Here is a 16241-nt window from a genome sequence, read left to right as displayed (position 1 = left end):
GATTTAAAATAAGACCTTGAAAACGAACGAATGTTCTGATAGAATAAAAAGCAAAAGGAGGGCGCCCATGTATTATTCAGCACACTATTCCTCACCGGCAGGCGGGATTACAATTGTATCTGACGGCATGAATCTGTCAGGCCTGTGGCTGGACGGTCAGAAGTATTTTTATGGAACACTTAAGGAAGAACCAACGGAAAATGATAACATCCCGGTCCTGCAGTCTGCGAAAGACTGGCTTGACCGGTATTTTGCAGGAATGAAGCCCGGGATATCGAAGCTTCCTCTGGCTCCTGCCGGCAGTGAGTTCAGACAGGAAGTCTGGAAGATACTCTGTGAGATCCCATATGGGAGTGTCATGACTTATGGAGAAATTGCAGAGAGACTCGCTGTAAAGAAGGGACTTAGCCGCATGTCCGCCCAGGCTGTAGGGGGCGCAGTCGGGCACAACCCGATTTCCATTGTGATACCCTGCCACCGGGTAGTGGGGAGCGACGGAAGCCTGACCGGATATGCAGGCGGAATAGAAAAAAAAGAAGCACTCCTGCGTCTGGAAGGGGTAGATCTAAGCCGGTATCACTGGCCTAAGAAAGGGCGGCAGTGAATATGACCGGAGATAAAGTCTATATCTGTATAGATCTGAAGTGCTTTTATGCATCCGTAGAATGTGTCGAGCGTGGTCTGGACCCGCTGGAGACGAATCTGGTAGTGGCAGACCCTGAAAGGTCGGAAAAGACGATCTGTCTGGCCGTTTCGCCGGCGATGAAAGAACTGGGAGTACCCGGTAGATGCAGGGTTTTCCAGATTCCAAAGAACATCGAATATATCATGGCACCGCCGAGGATGCAGTTGTACATCGATTATTCTGCTGAAATCTATGCCATTTACCTGAAATATATAGAAAGTGCGGACATCCATGTGTATTCTGTGGACGAGGTTTTTATGGATGTGACCGACTATCTGTCAATGTACCAGATGACGGCAAAGGAGCTGGGTATGAGGATCATGCAGGACATCATGGACAGCACAGAGATTACTGCCACCTGCGGGATTGGCTCGAACCTGTATCTGGCTAAGATTGCATTGGATATTACGGCGAAGCATGTGCCGGACCATATAGGCATCCTTGATGAAGCATCATACCGTGGGACACTGTGGACCCACAAACCACTCAAAGATTTCTGGAGGATCGGTACCGGGACGGCCGTCCGTCTGGAACGGGTGGGGATTACGACGATGGGAGAGATAGCCCGGGCAGATGAAGGGCTTCTCTATCAGCTATTCGGCATAGATGCGGAACTTCTGATCGACCATGCATGGGGACGGGAGCCAACGACGATAGCGGATATTAAGAATTACAAGGCAAAATCAAATTCCATATCCAGCGGGCAGGTATTGAGCCGGGATTATCATTATGAGGAAGGGAAACTCATTGTCAAGGAGATGGCAGAACTGCTCTGTCTGGAACTGGTGGATAAGGGGCTGGTTACGGATTCTCTCACGCTTCATGTTGGATACAGTAACCGGATAGAAAAGAAATCTGCGCACGGTACGATCTCCATGACGGTTACGACAAGCTCCGCCCGGCAGATCAGGTCGTATGCACTGAAGCTGTATGAAAGGATTGTAGACAGATTCACGGCAGTCCGCAGGGTATATCTCACATTCAATCATGTCATAGATGAGGCATACCAGCAGTATGACCTGTTTACAGACCCGGCCGGGCTGGAAAGGGAGCACCGCATGCAGCAGGCGATGCTTAATATCAAGGAAAAGTATGGTAAGAATGCGATATTAAAAGGCATGAACCTGATGGAAAATGGAACGACAATAGAACGTAACCGGCAGATCGGAGGACACCGCAGTGAATAGTAAAATGAGCAGGGAAGAGCGGGCAAAGCAGTTCATGCCGTTTGCGGCCTTAAAAGGTTATCCGGAGGCATTGAAGAAAAAAGAAAAAATTGTGGTCCCAAAGCGGGAACTGTCAGAAGAGTACCAGAAGGAACTGGATCAGAAACTCAGGCAGGTTCATAAAAATGATATCATAACAGTCATTTATTTTGCCAATCATGAGTATCTGAAGCTGACAGGGATGGTGTCAAGGATAGATGAGACAGCCAGACTTCTTAAAATTGTGAATACAAAGATCTCATTTGATGATTTGTATGATATTATAATCGAATGAAAGGATAACAACAGTATGGATAATAAGACAAGATGTTCCTGGGCGGGAGATACTCCCATATACATAGACTACCATGATAATGAATGGGGACGGCCGGTTCATGACGACGCCAAATTGTTTGAGATGCTGATTCTGGAAAGTATGCAGGCAGGACTGTCGTGGATCACAATCCTGAAAAAAAGAGAGGCATTCCGTGAAGCATTCGATGGTTTTGACCCGGAGAAGGTTGCACATTACGGGGATGATAAGATTGAAGAGCTTATGTCGAACGAGAAAATCATAAGGAACCGGCGGAAGATATCAGCCGCTGTTAATAATGCGAATCTCTTTTTGAAGATTCAGGAGGAGTACGGAAGTTTTGATAAGTTTATATGGTCATATGTAGACGGCACTCCCGTGACCGGGCATTGGGAGAATATAGAAGATTTGCCTGCGAACACTGCGCTTTCTGACCGGATAAGCAAGGACTTGAAAGATATGGGATTTAAATTTCTGGGAACAACTATCGTATATTCATTCCTTCAGGCGACAGGTATCGTCAATGACCATATAAAAGACTGTTTCGTTTATGAGGAGGTAAAGCACAGCTGATCTTCAACGTTTCAGGGCAAACCGGAGGTGGCTTACATGGGAAAACAGCGTTATACTGAAAAGAATATTCTGGACAAATCGAGGGAGCTGATTCACGCATTTATGAACAAACAGCTTCTTCCTTTTGTTGAACTGCTGGATGAAGACTTTGTCTGGGTCGGGGATTATTCTTCACAATATATTCAGGGGCGTGACAAGTTTTTAAAAACGATAGAGTCGGAAGGGGAACTGCCGCCACTGGAGATTTCACAGGAGGAGTATGCTATGCTGACGCATGAGCGGCATACATGGGTGACTTATGGCAGATTTATAGTAACGAGCCGGGGAGCGGATGGCACATCATTATCCAGCGGGGTACATTTTACGTTCGTCTGGAAGCAGGAGAAAGAAGATCTGCATCTGCTTCACGCCAATGCCTGCCATATTCAGAATGAACAGGCGCCGCAGGACCAGACACCGCAGGCAAGAGTGTTTGACCGCGTGAATACAGAAATCCTTTCCGGTGGGAAGATGGAAAAGATCAGGATAAAGGACTTAAATGGCAATATCCATTTTTTCTTTCCCGGTGAAATCATATATATGAAATCGGATGATAAGATTACTACCATTTCTACAGAGACGGATTCCATTACTGCCAGGGTAACGCTGAATGAGATGGAACACCCCCATTTCGTCCGTATCCACAACAGCTATCTCGTGAATATCCGTTATATCCGGGAAATCTGCCGGTATAAGGCGACTTTGAGTGACGGAACACAGCTCCCCATCGGGCAGACTCGCTATAAGGAGATTCAAAAACGAATTTCCGGAAAATTAACATAATCTACTATTTAAAGCAGTGCTATTTATGTTACAATAAAGCATAATAAATTCTCACGATAAGGAGGGCGGGAAGGCGGCTGGGAAGGCCGCAAAATCGAACAGGCACCAGTCAAGATGGGTATACAGACGGCCGGAACAGGGGCCGGTAATGTGCCACAATATGAGGAGGAAGAGACACATGTTCTACATAGGAGATTTCATAGGCATCATCATAGCTGTCATTGTCGTTGCATTACTTTTAATTTTCATCGTCTGCGGATATGTAAAAGCTCCGCCGGACACGGCATTTATCATTTCCGGATTCAAAAAAGACCCTAAGATTCTGATTGGGCGGGCGGGGATTCGCATTCCGTTTCTGCAGAGGCTGGATAAGCTTTCACTAAAGCAGGTAACCATTGATATCAAGACAGAAGGATATATTCCGACGCTGGACTTTATCAATATTCAGGTTGATGCCGTGGCAAAAGTGCGTGTCAGCACGGAGCCGGAGATGATTAAGCTTGCGATGACGAACTTCCTGAATAAAAAGTCAGAAGAGATCATCATGGATCTGCAGGATTCCCTTCAGGGTAACATGAGGGAGATTATCGGTACAATGGATTTAAAAACAATCTGCAATAACAGGGATGAGTTTGGTAATCAGGTGCAGGGCAAGGCGATGGTTGATATGCGCAAGCTTGGTATTGAGATTATTTCCTGTAATATCCAGAACGTAGAAGATGAGAGCGGACTGATCAATGATATGGGTATGGATAATACCGCGAAGATCAAAAAGGATGCTGCCATTGCAAAAGCTGAATCTGAGAGAGATATTGCGATGGCTAAGGCAGATGCTGATAAGATGGCCAATGAACGTCAGATTGCGTCCCAGACCGAGATTGCCCAGCGTGAGAATGAACTCGCGATCAAGAAAGCAGAGTTGAAAAAAGACGCCGACATCAAGCAGGCAGAAGCGGATGCTGCATACCGCATTCAGGAAGAACAGCAGCGTAAGGAAATCGAGATCACGACTGCGAATGCCAACATCGCCCGCCAGGAACGCGAGGTAGAGCTGAAAGCCCGTGAGGTAGAAGTAAAAGAAAAGGCACTGGAAGCAGAGATTAAGAAAGAAGCTGAAGCGAAGAAGTTTGAACAGCAGCAGCGTTCTGATGCGGAACTGTACCGCAGACAGAAAGATGCAGAAGCGAGACAGTTTGAGATGGAACGCGAAGCCGCTGCTAAGAAGATCCAGGCCGAAGCCGACAAGTATGCTCTGGAGCAGGAGTCAATTGCCAAAAAAGCACAGGCGGAAGCTGAGAAGTACAGGATGGTACAGGAGGCTGAAGGTGTGCAGGCAAAGGGAGAAGCGGAAGCTAAGGCAATACGTGCCAAAGGACTTGCAGAGGCTGAATCAATGGAGAAAAAGGCGGATGCTTACCAGAAGTACAATAAAGCTGCTATGGCAGAAATGCTGATTAAGGTATTGCCGGATATCGCATCCAGCATTGCCGAGCCGCTGAAACAGATCGATAAGATCACGATCATCGGAGGAAGCGGCGAAGGCAGTGGCATGGATGCTGTCGCAGGCAATGTACCGATTGTCATGAAGAAGCTGATTGAAAGCATGAAAGAGACAACCGGTATTGATCTTGGAGATGTAATCAAGGCAGAGACACTTGAAGCCAGAACAGACAGGAACGTACATATAACTGGTATCCCGGATATTGATTTGCCGGATGGAAAATCAGAGACGGAATAGAAATCTGAAACCAATTTTATTCTATATTTTTACATAAGTAAGAGATGAACTCTTTGGCAGCTCGTGCAGAGCTGCCATTTTTTTTCATGGCGGCAGCGACAGGAAGCTGTACAGGGGGGGCCAGGGGAAGGGCAGCAACGTTCTGATGGCGGAAAACCTCAAAATTACTCATAGGAAGGAGGCTGATGCCCTCATTCGCGGCGACGGCCCCGATTATAGATTCTGCACGTGCATTACGGATGATATTTGCAGAGATGCCATATTTTTTAAATTCTTCCATACACAGGTGAAATACGGAAGTGTATCTGTTCATCAAAAGAAAGTCCTCGCAGGCAAGTTCAGGGAGGCTGACAGAGGAAGAGTGTGCATATCTGTGGGAGGAGGGGAGTACTGCGGTCAGTTCGTCGTGTACCAGTATGCAGGTCTCACAGGAACACTGGCGCAGCAGAGGCTCTCTCGCAATGATGAGATCATATTTTCCTGCATTGAATCCGTTGATTAATTCCACTTCTTCCACTTCGTCGATTTCGAGATGAATCTGGCGGTGTATCTCTGAATACTTTTTTATCAGGGGGATCAGACGGTAATGGGACAGTATGGGCAGCGTTCCGATACGCAGTTCACTGTCACGGTTTTCTCTGAAGCATTTAAGTCCGAAAAGTGTCTGCCGGTACTGTTTTGTAAGCTGCAGAGCTTCCTGATAAAAGAACTGCCCTGCTTCTGTCAGAGAGCAGCTTCGCCTGCTTCTGTCAAGCAGTGTGATGTCCAGTTCTTTTTCCAGCTTCATGATCTGTTTGGACAGGGAAGACTGGGAGATATGCAAAGTTTCTGCGGCGTCAAAAAAGGTATTTTCTTCAACTACGGCAATAAAATATTTTAACTGGTCAAATGTCATAGGGATTTCCTCTCTTTTATTCATTCCATATTGGAAACAATTATACCATAAGTTGAATTGATTGCGTAGTATTCAAAGGGTAAAATTATGTTAATATCGCTATTGTATCTGTTTTAGGGATGTGAATCATGGCGAGAAGGAAGGAGAAAGTGAAAGAAAATGGCTGAGAAAATAAAAGATTTGCGCAGTGCGCTGGACATGCTGGGAAACATGCCCGGACAGCTTATTGAGACGGATGTGGAGGTGGATCCCAGAGCGGAATTGTCAGGAGTGTACCGGTATGTCGGTGCAGGTGGAACAGTAATGCGTCCGACAAAAGAGGGACCGGCTATGATATTTAATCATGTAAAAGGACACCCCGGGGCAAGGGTTGCAATCGGCGTACTTGCCAGCAGAAAGAGAGTGGCGGCCCTTTTGGATACTAAGCCTCAGGAGTTAGGAAAGCTACTGTGGAAGAGTGTTGATCATCCGGTTCCGCCTGTACTGGCAGAAGGCCCGGCACTGTGTCAGGAGGTAGTACATCTGGCAGAAGATCCCGGTTTTGATCTGGCAGAATTAGTACCGGCACCGACAAACACGCCGGATGATGCAGGTCCGTATATCACGCTCGGCATGTGTTATGCATCGCATCCTGATACGAAAGAGAGTGATGTGACAATCCACCGGCTCTGTATTCAGGGAAAGGATGAACTCTCGATTTTCTTTACACCCGGAGCCAGACATATCGGGGCGATGGCTGAACGGGCGGAAGAACTGGGACAGAGGCTGCCGATTTCGATTAGTATCGGCGTAGATCCGGCTATTGAGATTGGATCATGCTTTGAACCGCCTACAACTCCGATGGGGTATGATGAGCTGGCCGTTGCAGGTGCCCTCAGAGGTGAGCCTGTTGAGCTTTGTCCATGTGTGACTGTGGATGAAAAGGCAATCGCAAATGCGGAGTACGTGATTGAGGGAGAGGTGGTTCCCAACGTCCGGGTCAGAGAGGACCAGAACAGTAATACCGGCTATGCAATGCCTGAGTTTCCGGGCTATACAGGTCCGGCGAGTGGGGAGTGCCGGCTGATTAAGGTGACTGCTGTCACACATCGGAAACATCCGATTATGCAGACATGTATCGGACCAAGTGAAGAACATGTTTCAATGGCAGGAATCCCGACGGAAGCCAGTATTTACGGTATGGTAGAGAAAGCAATGCCGGGGAGGCTGAAGAATGTTTACTGCACTTCTGCAGGCGGCGGGAAATACATGGCAGTCCTCCAGTTTGAGAAAAAGGCGGCAAGTGATGAGGGGAGACAGAGGCAGGCGGCGCTTTTGGCGTTTTCTGCATTCAGTGAACTCAAGCATATATTCCTTGTCGATGAGGATGTCGACTGCTTTGACATGAATGATGTATTGTGGGCCATGAATACAAGATTTCAGGGAGACCGTGACATCATTACGATTCCGGGAGTCAGGTGCCATCCGCTGGATCCGTCGAATTCTCCATCCTATTCTTCCAGTATTCTGGATCAGGGAATTGCCTGCAAGACTATTTTTGACTGTACCGTGCCATTTTCACAGAAAGAGCGGTTTGTGCGGGCCCGTTTTCTGGATGTAGATGCACAAAGGTGGACAGGAGCAGATTTTTATGGATAAAAAAAGAATCATAGTTGCTGCGACCGGCGCGAGCGGGCTACCTATTCTGGTACAGTGCCTGAAACTGATCCGCGGACAATCACAGTATGAGTCATGGTTAATCATGAGCGAAAGCGCTAAAATAACACTGGCACAGGAGACAGACTATACAGTACATGAAGTTACAGATTTAGCGGACTATGTGCTGGGGCAAGAGCAGATTGGCGCAGGGCCGGCCAGTGGTTCCTTCCAGACGGAGGGAATGCTCATCGTGCCCTGCAGTATGAAGACAATTGCGGGTATCCACAGCGGTTATGCGGATAACCTGATTCTGAGAGCCGCCGATGTAACAATCAAGGAGCAGCGCCCCCTTGTTCTGGCCGCCAGAGAGACCCCGCTAAGCCCGATACACTTAAGGAACCTGTCAGAGCTGTCCATGCTGTCCGGAGTTAGAATCATCCCCCCGATGATGACATTTTATCATCGGCCGGAAGATATTCAGGATATGATATACCATACAGCGGCAAAACTATTAGAACCATTTAGAATAGAAGCAAAGGAGTATCGAAGATGGATGGGGATATAACATACGAAAAAGAACTGCCGTTTGCAAAAATAACAGTTCGAATCACAAAAATCGGAGAAGATTACAGCATCCTGCTGGCAGGTGGCACAAAACCACATATTGGATGCACCGTGCTTACCGTCCCCCGTGCGTCACTGACTGGGGACGGCAGCATAAGCGTAACCTCCTCGGTACTGAATCTGACAGGACATAAAGACGAGAAAATCTGCCGTTACCTTGCAGAGCAGACGGCTAAATTGAAAAATGCGGCAGTCGTATGTACAGGCGGATTCCATATGGATGACATCACAGAGGTACAGATAAAAGAAGTAATAAAAGCAGTAGAAGAAATCATGAGGGAAATCAAAGGGGTCAGACCCCTCTGAAAAAGTCTGTTTGAAACATAATATTTCATAGGGGTCTGACCCCTTTGCGTACAAGGAGAGAACAATATGAAAGATAATCTTATTTTCGATGAAAACAGCTATACTGTGGAAATGTTAGAATTGGAAGGGAAAAATCTGGTTTACCGGGCGTTTGAGGGAATAAGGTATTTGAATCGTCCCGTGGATGGGAAAATGCAGATACTGAGTATTTTCGTTCCGGAAGTTTTTTATAAAGGCGGTTCAATCGGCGCATATAATCTGAAGAATGCACCAATATTTTTCCAGAATACTGTCGGCGGCTATATGCCGGGGCCGAGTGAACGTCCAGGAAGAAACTTTATGGGGAATGTCAACGCTTCTTTTGAGGCTTTGCTTCATGGTTATGTAGTCGTCTCGCCCGGAGTGCGTGGAAGGGGAATGAAAGATAAATCCGGCAGATATATCGGGACAGCCCCTGCGGCAGTTTGTGACTTGAAAGCGGCAGTCAGATTTCTAAGACATAATGCTGGGAGTGTTCCGGGAGACGTGGGAAAAATTATATCAAACGGGACCAGTGCAGGCGGTGCATTATCCTCTCTTCTGGCATCCACCGGTAATCACCCGGATTATGAGCCATATCTGAAAGCGATGGGGGCAGCAGAAGAAAGTGACCATATTTTTGCGGCATCCTGCTACTGCCCGATTACCAATCTGGATCATGCCGATATGGCGTATGAGTGGGAATTCTGCGGAATAAATGAATACCATACTATGAAGTTTGGATATCCAGAGTCCGGGGAAGATAAGCCGGAGATAACATCTGTCGACGTCTGTATGACAGATGTACAGAAACAGATGTCAGCCGAATTAAAACATCAATTTCCATCGTATCTGAATAGTTTAAATCTGAAAGATGAGGAGGAGAACAAACTTACACTGGATGAGCATGGAGATGGCTCATTTAAGGAATATATAATATCAGTTGCAGCAGCATCTGTACAGAAAGAGTTAGACCGTGGAACGGACCTGTCCGGGCTTGACTGGATTTCCATTCAGGACGGAAAAGTAAAAGAGATCAAATTCGATGGCTATATTGCATTCCGTACCCGGATGAAAGTAACCCCTGCCTTTGACAATACAGCAATGGGTACACCGGAAAATGAACTTTTTGGAACCGAAGACTTACAGTACCGTCATTTTACACAATACAGCAGAAAGCACAGTGAAGTAAACGGTGAACTGGCGGATGAACAGCAGATCAGGATGATGAACCCTATGAATTATATTGAAGATAAAAAGGCTGAAAAAGCAAAACATTTCCGGATCAGGCATGGTGCCGTGGACAGGGATACTTCACTGGCTGTTTCTGCCATGCTGGCTGTCAAACTTAGGAATAACGGCGTGGATGCGGATCTGGAATACCCGTGGGGGATTCCACATGCAGGGGATTATGATCTGGAGGAACTCTTTACGTGGATTGATGGGATATGCAGGTAAAAAAGGGGGCAGGATGGCAAGGCTAAAGCTTATCCGATAATTTCCGATTTTGTTTACCCGCACACCTTTGCAACATGATATTTTGATGTTATAATAACTAAACGTGCAGTGAAGTAAACCTGTACAGTTGATACCGGTAAACCGTGAAAGGGAGACAGTGTATTTTCCATATACATTGTTCAGGAGATTTATGTTTGGTTATATAACGATTAGTGAACCTGAGCTTAAGGTCAAAGATTTGAGAAAATATAAGGCATATTATTGTGGTCTGTGCAGGACTTTGAAGGAACGGTATGGGAGTCTGGGGCAGCTGACGCTGTCATATGATATGACGTTTTCTGTGATTCTGCTTACTTCCCTGTATGAAAGTGAGACTCAGCATTCTACTCACCGCTGTAAAGTGCACCCTGTGAAGAAGCAGGATATGCTTCAGAATGAGTTTACAGAGTATGCGGCAGATATGAATATGATCCTGACTTACTATCATATGAAGGATGACTGGATAGATGAGAAGAAAGTTAGCGGCTTTGCGGGAACTTATGCCCTGCGCGGCAGGGTAAAGAAAATCATTAGGAATTATCCCAGGCAGAGCCGTGTGATCCAGAAGGAATTAAAGGAGCTGTCTGAATATGAAAAAGAAGGTTCTGCAGATATAGATAAGACCGCCGGCTGTTTTGGCCGCCTGATGGCGGAGCTTTTTGTATATAAGGAAGACCAGTGGGAGCAAAGGCTGCGCAGGATGGGATTTTTCCTGGGTAAGTTCATCTATCTTATGGATGCCTATGAGGATCTGGACAAGGACCTGAAGGAGGGCTGCTACAATCCGCTGAAGGAATTACGGCAGAAAGAAGATTATGAGGAGCGCTGCAAAGAGATGCTGTGTATGATGATTGCAGAATGCAGTGCGCAGTTTGAGGGACTTCCCTGCCTTTTGGATGTAGACATTCTGAGAAATATATTATATGATGGTGTGTGGACCCGATATCGAAAGATTCAGGAACAAAAGAAGAAAAGTGAGGACAAGAGTCATGACGAAAAATCCATATGATGTACTGGGGGTACCTCAGAATGCATCGGATGATGAGATAAAGAAAGCATACAGAGACCTGACGAGGAAATATCATCCGGATGCGAATGTGAATAATCCGCTGGCTGATCTTGCGGAGGAGAAGTTCAAAGAGGTGCAGGAAGCATACGACGTTATTATGAAAGAAAGAGAGAATGGCGGATATAACGGCGGCTACAATTACGGCAGGGGCGCCGGCAGCTACCAGCAGAGCAGTTACAGTGGGGGAGGACAGCAGGATGTAGAGACGCAGGCTGTCTACAACTTCATTAATTCCAGACGTTTCAACGATGCCCTTAATCTTTTGAACCGCATGCCGAACAGGAATGCACAATGGTATTATCTGAGCGCGGCAGCGAACGCAGGAATGGGGAATAATGTCCTGGCCAGAGACCATGCGGGCCAGGCTGTGAATATGGAACCCAATAATCCGCAGTACCGCCAGCTGCTGAACCAGCTCGACTGGAACAGCAGGAGATACCAGAATAATCCTTATGGCGGAGGCTACGGTTCAGGCAATCAGTCTTGCGGCACGGGAAACCTGTGCTGTGACCTCTGGTGTGCAGATTCATTATGTGAATGTATGGGAGGAGATCTTTGTTCATGCATGTAAATGCGAAAAAGATGGCTTTCGGCGGGCTGCTGCTTGCACTGACAATCGTCTGTATGGTACTGGGGAGCGTCATTGAGTCCAATACGCTGTTTTTACTGGCTGCCGCTTCTTATTTTGTAGGAATATTCATACGTGAGGCCGGTATGAGGACAGGAGGGGCATTCTATCTGGCTGCCGTCCTGCTAGGATTTATGGTAGCACCGAATAAGCTGTACGTAGTTTCTTTTGCCGCGATGGGATTTTATATTTTAGCTGTAGAAGTGAGCTACTGTTATATCGGGAAGATCAAAAGAAATGTGAACAGGAAGTTACTGTTCTGGGCGGTGAAATATGTCATATTTAATCTGATGTATATTCCCATCCTCTTCTTTTTCCAGAAGCTGTTGTTCGGTAGAAGTCTGTCTGCCATATGGCTGGCCGGAATCATTGCAGCGGGACAGGCCGGATTATGGATATACGACCGCGCATATGAGTATGTGCAGGGACATATATGGAATAAGATGCGTGGGCGGCTCTTTTAGAAAAAGGATACTTTACAGAGGGACATTGGGAAAAAGATATTATAAATACAGGGCATCATGATTCGGTTAAATCATGATGCCCTGTATTTATTCAGCTTTCCTGCTTATCCTGTATTCTTTCCGGACATCCAGAACCGCTTCAATGCTTTCCAGTATTTCTTCCTCCCAATTTGTCTCTCCATTCTTAATACACCAGGACATCTCGTATCCGCTGAACATATAGGCGATGGAGCGGTATAAAACCTCTGGCGGGTTCATGTTCTGTATTTCCCCCTTTTCCTGTGCCTTTTCAATTATGGTCACACACAGCCGCGTAAGAGATTCCCGGAAATCAAAGCTGTTATGATTTTCGTTTAAATTAGAAATAAGCATCTGGCTGAACAAATCACTTCCGAACTTCTCCGTATCCCTGATTAATTTTGTGAAAATATAAATAAGCTGCTCAAAATGGGTATTACTGGTTATAAAGTGGTAAGGATCCGTAATCAGTTCATGGATCGTGACATCATAGAGATCCAGAATCAATTCATCTTTCGAACCCGCATATTTGTAAAAGGTCGGCTTTGTAATACCGCATTCATCGCAAATATCATTTACAGTTACATTAATGAAACTCAAAAATAGGATTTTTATGTCTCCAATGGGGACGACAGGTGAAGCAGACGGGGCTTACTGTATTGACGGTATCAACTATTTTATGGAAAGGGCAAAAGGCGGGGCCGGTTTGATTATTACCGGGCCAATGTCGTTTCTACTAAATATGAGCCGCGTCCGTGTACGGAGCTTTCTGATTTTCATCATGTAGAGCGGCTGAATATGCTGATTGACAGATGTCATCACTATGGAGCCAAAGTCTGCGTACAGCTCTCACCCGGACTTGGAAGACAGCAGTTCACAGATCCCTTTACACCTCCTTATAGTGCCGGCAGTGTCAGTTCTTTCTGGTTTCCGGATCTGATCTGCAAACCACTGGAAAAAGAAGATATTCATTATTTAACCGATAAAGTTGGTTATTCTGCATCACTAGCCGTGGCAGCAGGGGCTGACTGCGTAGAGCTTCACGCGTACGGCGGCTATCTTCTGGATCAATTCCAGTCTGTACCAAAAGATTTTCCGATTCTTGTTAAGTTTACCCCTGTCCAGAGAGTAGACGGTTTTCGGACAATTGAAGAGGGGGTTGAGATGGCTAAGATACTGGAAGAGGCCAAAATATCAGCCCTTCATGTAGATACAGGCTGTTATGAGGAATGGTATCAGGCAATAACCACGGTTTACAGTAAACAGGGGCATAAGCTGGATGCGGAAAAGGCAATCAAAGAGGTCGTAAATATCCCTGTGCTCGGGGATGGAAAACTGTTCGATCCTGCCCTTGCAAAGAAAGTTGTTGAGGATGAGACACTTGATTATGTAGGGCTTGGTCATCAAATGCTGGCAGATCCGTACTGGCCTAAGAAAGTAAAAAGCGGACATACAGAAGATATTACCCCCTGTGTTGGATGTAATGAGTGTCTGCTGGCCGGATTTTCTGGTAAACACTATTACTGTGCAGTTAATCCGCTGTGCTATGCTGAAAAAGAATATGCACTTCCAAAAGCCGACGGAAGTAAAAAGTCTATTCTCGTAATCGGCGGGGGCCCCGCAGGTATGGAGGCTGCAATTACTGCGAGAAGAAGAGGCTGGGACGTACAATTATGGGAAAAGGATTCACGTCTGGGCGGTACTTTATGGCCGGCCGGAGGCCCTGACTTCAAAGAAGATGTTCTTAAGCTCATTATATATCTGGAAACACAATGCTATAAATCTGGTGTAGATGTACGTCTGAATACCACAGCCGTACCTGAGAATATAAAGGACGGTCAGTTTGATAAGGTGATATTAGCCGCAGGGGCATCACCAGTTGTGCCACCTATTAAAGGAATTGAGCATACAACCGTTGTCAGCGATTATCTGACCCATAAAGTGAAGGCAGGTAAAAATGTAGTGATTATCGGAGGCGGGCTGGCCGGAACCGAGGCGGCATGTGACATAGCTCCAAATGCTGAACAGGTAACAATTATTGAGATGCTTCCGGATATCCTATATTCGGCCGCCCACTGTCTGAATAATGACCAGCATCTGAAAAACATGGTAAAAGACCGCGGTGTTCATGTAGAAGCAAATGCAAAGGTAACAGAAATAACGGAATCAAGCGTCACCTTCGAAAAAGACGGACAAATACATACAATTACCTGTGATACCATTTTTAATGCAGCCGGTTTTAAGGCGAATAATCAATTGGAAGATGCTTTGGAAGCGATTTATGAGGATGTAACCGTTGTAGGCGATGCGGTTGCACCAAGAAAAATATTGACAGCGGTCCATGAAGGCTACCATACAATCAGAGTCTTGGAACCATAGATTTCCATTAGAAGAAAAAGTATAAACTGAAATGAAAGCAGACGGCAGCAGATATTGATCCGCTGCCGTCTGGTTATTTCTGAGAACTGATTGACTGAATACTTCCATAGATTAAGTTGATCAAGTCAGCAATTTCTTTCCACTGCGTTCCATCTACACTCAAATAATAATAGTTTTTAGTTCCTTCCCTTTGCATTGCTACAATTCCCGCTTCCTTCAGAATCTGAAGGTGATGTGACACGGATGGCCTTGTCAAATGCGTTTTTTCTGCAATCTCTCCAACACGGATTCCGGATAAATCACTTTCCAGCAGCACAAGCAGAATCAGCTGCCTTGTCTCATCGCCGATAGCAGTAAAAGCATTCCTGCATTTTTGAAAACCCGACACTATTTTTTCCAGCCTTTCTTCACATTCCATATACATCCTCCCTTACATTACATATATCTGACATCTAACTTTTCATGCTGTGTGGAACGGAGAAATTTAATACCCGGATAACCTAAGACTAAAGTCATCGCTGCTTTCTTCCCCTTCGGTACCCGCAGCTCTTTTCGGATTCGGCGTGAAATGTTGGCTGCTGTCGTAAAAAATCCACTAAACAGCACGCCAAGACCATTTGCTTCAGCCACAAACTCCATGTTTTGCGCGGCAAGAATCCCGTTCGTCTTATCTTCGGCCAGCACAACAATAACAACAGGCGCCTTAAAAAAGAAAAAGTGTCTGTCAATTTCAAAACGCTTCACCATAGGGCTGAATAAACCTGCAAGCGGTTTCACTTTTTTAAATATACGGACAGCCATCTGTTCTATTCTGTCCTTTTCTTTATCAAGTACAACAAATGACACATCCTGTTTATTTTTTGCAGTATGGGTAAGCCTTCCCGCCTCCAAAATCTGGTCTATGACATCTTTTGGAATCTTTTTATCCTGAAACTGCCTGATACTTCTTCGAAAGCGGATAGCATCTAAAACTTCCCCGGGATTTAATTGTGCATTCCATGTTTTCCTGGCTGGCTCCATGTCATAGCCACTGATTGAAACCGCTTCTTTCGGACAGACTGCCGTACATTGTCCGCAAAGAATACAGTGTTCTGAAACAATTTCGGCCTTTTTATCCTTTAATCTTATATTACGTGCGGCACACGTTTTCACACATAACCCACATCCAATACATTTATCTGTATCAATTCTTACCTCATGTTTTTCCATAGCAAAAATCCTTTCGTTAATATTTGTTAACCATTATACAAAACAAAAATGCCAGTTACAACATTGGTAAAGAAATACGTTACAAATATTTGACAACTTATAAATCATTGCCTATAATATATTTAACAAGACAGCCGATAAGATAGCTCAAACCTATCCG

19 protein-coding genes are annotated in these 16241 nt (G+C 45.7%); 15 read left to right on the top strand and 4 right to left on the bottom strand.

Going from position 1 to position 16241, the window contains the following annotated elements; translation table 11 throughout:
- The first annotated feature begins 67 nt into the window (after positions 1 to 67).
- The 6 genes from A8806_RS02505 to A8806_RS02480 all read left to right on the top strand — a co-directional run bounded on the left by A8806_RS02505 (position 68) and on the right by A8806_RS02480 (position 5336).
- The gene (locus tag A8806_RS02505) at positions 68 to 604 is read left to right on the top strand and encodes a methylated-DNA--[protein]-cysteine S-methyltransferase (RefSeq protein ID WP_109729573.1); all 537 of its coding nucleotides are present in this window, start codon (positions 68 to 70) and stop codon (positions 602 to 604) included.
- Positions 605 to 606: 2 nt separating this feature from the next.
- A complete protein-coding gene (locus A8806_RS02500) occupies positions 607 to 1872 on the top strand; it encodes a Y-family DNA polymerase (protein ID WP_109729572.1) in 1266 nt (421 codons plus the stop codon).
- Positions 1865 to 2185, top strand: a complete 321-nt coding sequence (locus A8806_RS02495; RefSeq protein WP_330405226.1) for a YolD-like family protein — start codon at positions 1865 to 1867, stop codon at positions 2183 to 2185. Before A8806_RS02500 ends, A8806_RS02495 begins: the two co-directional genes overlap by 8 nt.
- A gap of 15 nt (positions 2186 to 2200) precedes the next feature.
- Positions 2201 to 2776, top strand: coding sequence for a DNA-3-methyladenine glycosylase I (locus A8806_RS02490; RefSeq protein ID WP_109729570.1), 576 nt, complete (start codon positions 2201 to 2203; stop codon positions 2774 to 2776).
- A gap of 36 nt (positions 2777 to 2812) precedes the next feature.
- Positions 2813 to 3598, top strand: coding sequence for a LytTR family transcriptional regulator DNA-binding domain-containing protein (locus A8806_RS02485; RefSeq protein ID WP_109729569.1), 786 nt, complete (start codon positions 2813 to 2815; stop codon positions 3596 to 3598).
- A 178-nt stretch (positions 3599 to 3776) separates the two neighbouring features.
- Positions 3777 to 5336 carry an SPFH domain-containing protein gene (locus tag A8806_RS02480; RefSeq protein WP_109729568.1) on the top strand — a complete coding sequence of 520 codons (1560 nt, stop codon included), beginning with the start codon at positions 3777 to 3779 and terminating at the stop codon, positions 5334 to 5336.
- Between the two features lie 16 nt (positions 5337 to 5352).
- Here the strand turns inward: A8806_RS02480 and A8806_RS02475 are convergent, their stop codons facing one another.
- Positions 5353 to 6231 (bottom strand): LysR family transcriptional regulator, encoded by an 879-nt coding sequence (locus A8806_RS02475; RefSeq protein ID WP_109729567.1) that lies wholly within the window; start codon positions 6229 to 6231, stop codon positions 5353 to 5355.
- 159 nt (positions 6232 to 6390) lie between these two features.
- Here A8806_RS02475 and A8806_RS02470 point away from each other — a divergent pair, with 159 nt between their 5' ends.
- From A8806_RS02470 to A8806_RS02440, 7 genes are all read left to right on the top strand, one after another.
- Positions 6391 to 7869, top strand: coding sequence for a UbiD family decarboxylase (locus A8806_RS02470; protein ID WP_109729566.1), 1479 nt, complete (start codon positions 6391 to 6393; stop codon positions 7867 to 7869).
- A complete protein-coding gene (locus tag A8806_RS02465) occupies positions 7862 to 8434 on the top strand; it encodes a UbiX family flavin prenyltransferase (protein ID WP_109729565.1) in 573 nt (190 codons plus the stop codon). The genes A8806_RS02470 and A8806_RS02465 overlap by 8 nt, the downstream gene beginning before the upstream one ends.
- Positions 8419 to 8799, top strand: coding sequence for a prenylated flavin chaperone LpdD (gene lpdD / locus A8806_RS02460; RefSeq protein ID WP_109729564.1), 381 nt, complete (start codon positions 8419 to 8421; stop codon positions 8797 to 8799). Before A8806_RS02465 ends, lpdD begins: the two co-directional genes overlap by 16 nt.
- Positions 8800 to 8865: 66 nt before the next feature.
- Positions 8866 to 10275, top strand: a complete 1410-nt coding sequence (locus A8806_RS02455; RefSeq protein WP_109729563.1) for a subtype B tannase — start codon at positions 8866 to 8868, stop codon at positions 10273 to 10275.
- Positions 10276 to 10465: 190 nt separating this feature from the next.
- Positions 10466 to 11323, top strand: coding sequence for a DUF5685 family protein (locus tag A8806_RS02450; RefSeq protein WP_109729562.1), 858 nt, complete (start codon positions 10466 to 10468; stop codon positions 11321 to 11323).
- Positions 11304 to 11954, top strand: coding sequence for a J domain-containing protein (locus A8806_RS02445; RefSeq protein WP_109729561.1), 651 nt, complete (start codon positions 11304 to 11306; stop codon positions 11952 to 11954). The genes A8806_RS02450 and A8806_RS02445 overlap by 20 nt, the downstream gene beginning before the upstream one ends.
- Positions 11945 to 12475, top strand: coding sequence for a hypothetical protein (locus A8806_RS02440; protein WP_109729560.1), 531 nt, complete (start codon positions 11945 to 11947; stop codon positions 12473 to 12475). The genes A8806_RS02445 and A8806_RS02440 overlap by 10 nt, the downstream gene beginning before the upstream one ends.
- Before the next feature lie 87 nt (positions 12476 to 12562).
- On the opposite strand, the gene A8806_RS02435 is transcribed toward A8806_RS02440, so the two are convergent.
- Positions 12563 to 13093 (bottom strand): TetR/AcrR family transcriptional regulator, encoded by a 531-nt coding sequence (locus A8806_RS02435; protein WP_207657842.1) that lies wholly within the window; start codon positions 13091 to 13093, stop codon positions 12563 to 12565.
- Positions 13094 to 13115: 22 nt separating this feature from the next.
- Here A8806_RS02435 and A8806_RS26735 point away from each other — a divergent pair, with 22 nt between their 5' ends.
- Positions 13116 to 13280, top strand: a complete 165-nt coding sequence (locus tag A8806_RS26735; RefSeq protein WP_278321081.1) for a hypothetical protein — start codon at positions 13116 to 13118, stop codon at positions 13278 to 13280.
- Between the two features lie 11 nt (positions 13281 to 13291).
- Positions 13292 to 14872: an FAD-dependent oxidoreductase gene (locus A8806_RS26730; protein WP_207657840.1), complete on the top strand. Its 1581-nt coding sequence runs from the start codon at positions 13292 to 13294 to the stop codon at positions 14870 to 14872.
- A gap of 73 nt (positions 14873 to 14945) precedes the next feature.
- Here A8806_RS26730 and A8806_RS02425 read toward each other — a convergent pair whose 3' ends face one another.
- Positions 14946 to 15296, bottom strand: coding sequence for an ArsR/SmtB family transcription factor (locus A8806_RS02425; RefSeq protein WP_109729559.1), 351 nt, complete (start codon positions 15294 to 15296; stop codon positions 14946 to 14948).
- A gap of 11 nt (positions 15297 to 15307) precedes the next feature.
- Positions 15308 to 16081: a nitroreductase family protein gene (locus tag A8806_RS02420; RefSeq protein WP_109729558.1), complete on the bottom strand. Its 774-nt coding sequence runs from the start codon at positions 16079 to 16081 to the stop codon at positions 15308 to 15310.
- Between the last annotated feature and the right edge of the window lie 160 nt (positions 16082 to 16241).

Origin of the sequence: Faecalicatena orotica (assembly GCF_003149245.1) — a bacterium.
GTDB classification, from domain to species: Bacteria; Bacillota; Clostridia; order Lachnospirales; family Lachnospiraceae; genus Faecalicatena_A; species Faecalicatena_A orotica.
This window is presented reverse-complemented; position numbering and strand designations above follow the sequence as displayed.

Bases quoted from the DNA above. Each gene is read 5' to 3' on its own strand.
- A8806_RS02505 (WP_109729573.1), top strand. From the start codon at position 68: ATGTATTATTCAGCACACTATTCCTCACCGGCAGGCGGGATTACAATT.
- A8806_RS02500 (WP_109729572.1), top strand. From the start codon at position 607: ATGACCGGAGATAAAGTCTATATCTGTATAGATCTGAAGTGCTTTTAT.
- A8806_RS02490 (WP_109729570.1), top strand. From the start codon at position 2,201: ATGGATAATAAGACAAGATGTTCCTGGGCGGGAGATACTCCCATATAC.
- A8806_RS02485 (WP_109729569.1), top strand. From the start codon at position 2,813: ATGGGAAAACAGCGTTATACTGAAAAGAATATTCTGGACAAATCGAGG.
- A8806_RS02480 (WP_109729568.1), top strand. From the start codon at position 3,777: ATGTTCTACATAGGAGATTTCATAGGCATCATCATAGCTGTCATTGTC.
- A8806_RS02475 (WP_109729567.1), bottom strand. From the start codon at position 6,231: ATGACATTTGACCAGTTAAAATATTTTATTGCCGTAGTTGAAGAAAAT.
- A8806_RS02470 (WP_109729566.1), top strand. From the start codon at position 6,391: ATGGCTGAGAAAATAAAAGATTTGCGCAGTGCGCTGGACATGCTGGGA.
- A8806_RS02465 (WP_109729565.1), top strand. From the start codon at position 7,862: ATGGATAAAAAAAGAATCATAGTTGCTGCGACCGGCGCGAGCGGGCTA.
- lpdD (WP_109729564.1), top strand. From the start codon at position 8,419: ATGGATGGGGATATAACATACGAAAAAGAACTGCCGTTTGCAAAAATA.
- A8806_RS02455 (WP_109729563.1), top strand. From the start codon at position 8,866: ATGAAAGATAATCTTATTTTCGATGAAAACAGCTATACTGTGGAAATG.
- A8806_RS02450 (WP_109729562.1), top strand. From the start codon at position 10,466: ATGTTTGGTTATATAACGATTAGTGAACCTGAGCTTAAGGTCAAAGAT.
- A8806_RS02445 (WP_109729561.1), top strand. From the start codon at position 11,304: ATGACGAAAAATCCATATGATGTACTGGGGGTACCTCAGAATGCATCG.
- A8806_RS02440 (WP_109729560.1), top strand. From the start codon at position 11,945: ATGCATGTAAATGCGAAAAAGATGGCTTTCGGCGGGCTGCTGCTTGCA.
- A8806_RS26735 (WP_278321081.1), top strand. From the start codon at position 13,116: ATGGGGACGACAGGTGAAGCAGACGGGGCTTACTGTATTGACGGTATC.
- A8806_RS26730 (WP_207657840.1), top strand. From the start codon at position 13,292: ATGCTGATTGACAGATGTCATCACTATGGAGCCAAAGTCTGCGTACAG.
- A8806_RS02425 (WP_109729559.1), bottom strand. From the start codon at position 15,296: ATGTATATGGAATGTGAAGAAAGGCTGGAAAAAATAGTGTCGGGTTTT.
- A8806_RS02420 (WP_109729558.1), bottom strand. From the start codon at position 16,081: ATGGAAAAACATGAGGTAAGAATTGATACAGATAAATGTATTGGATGT.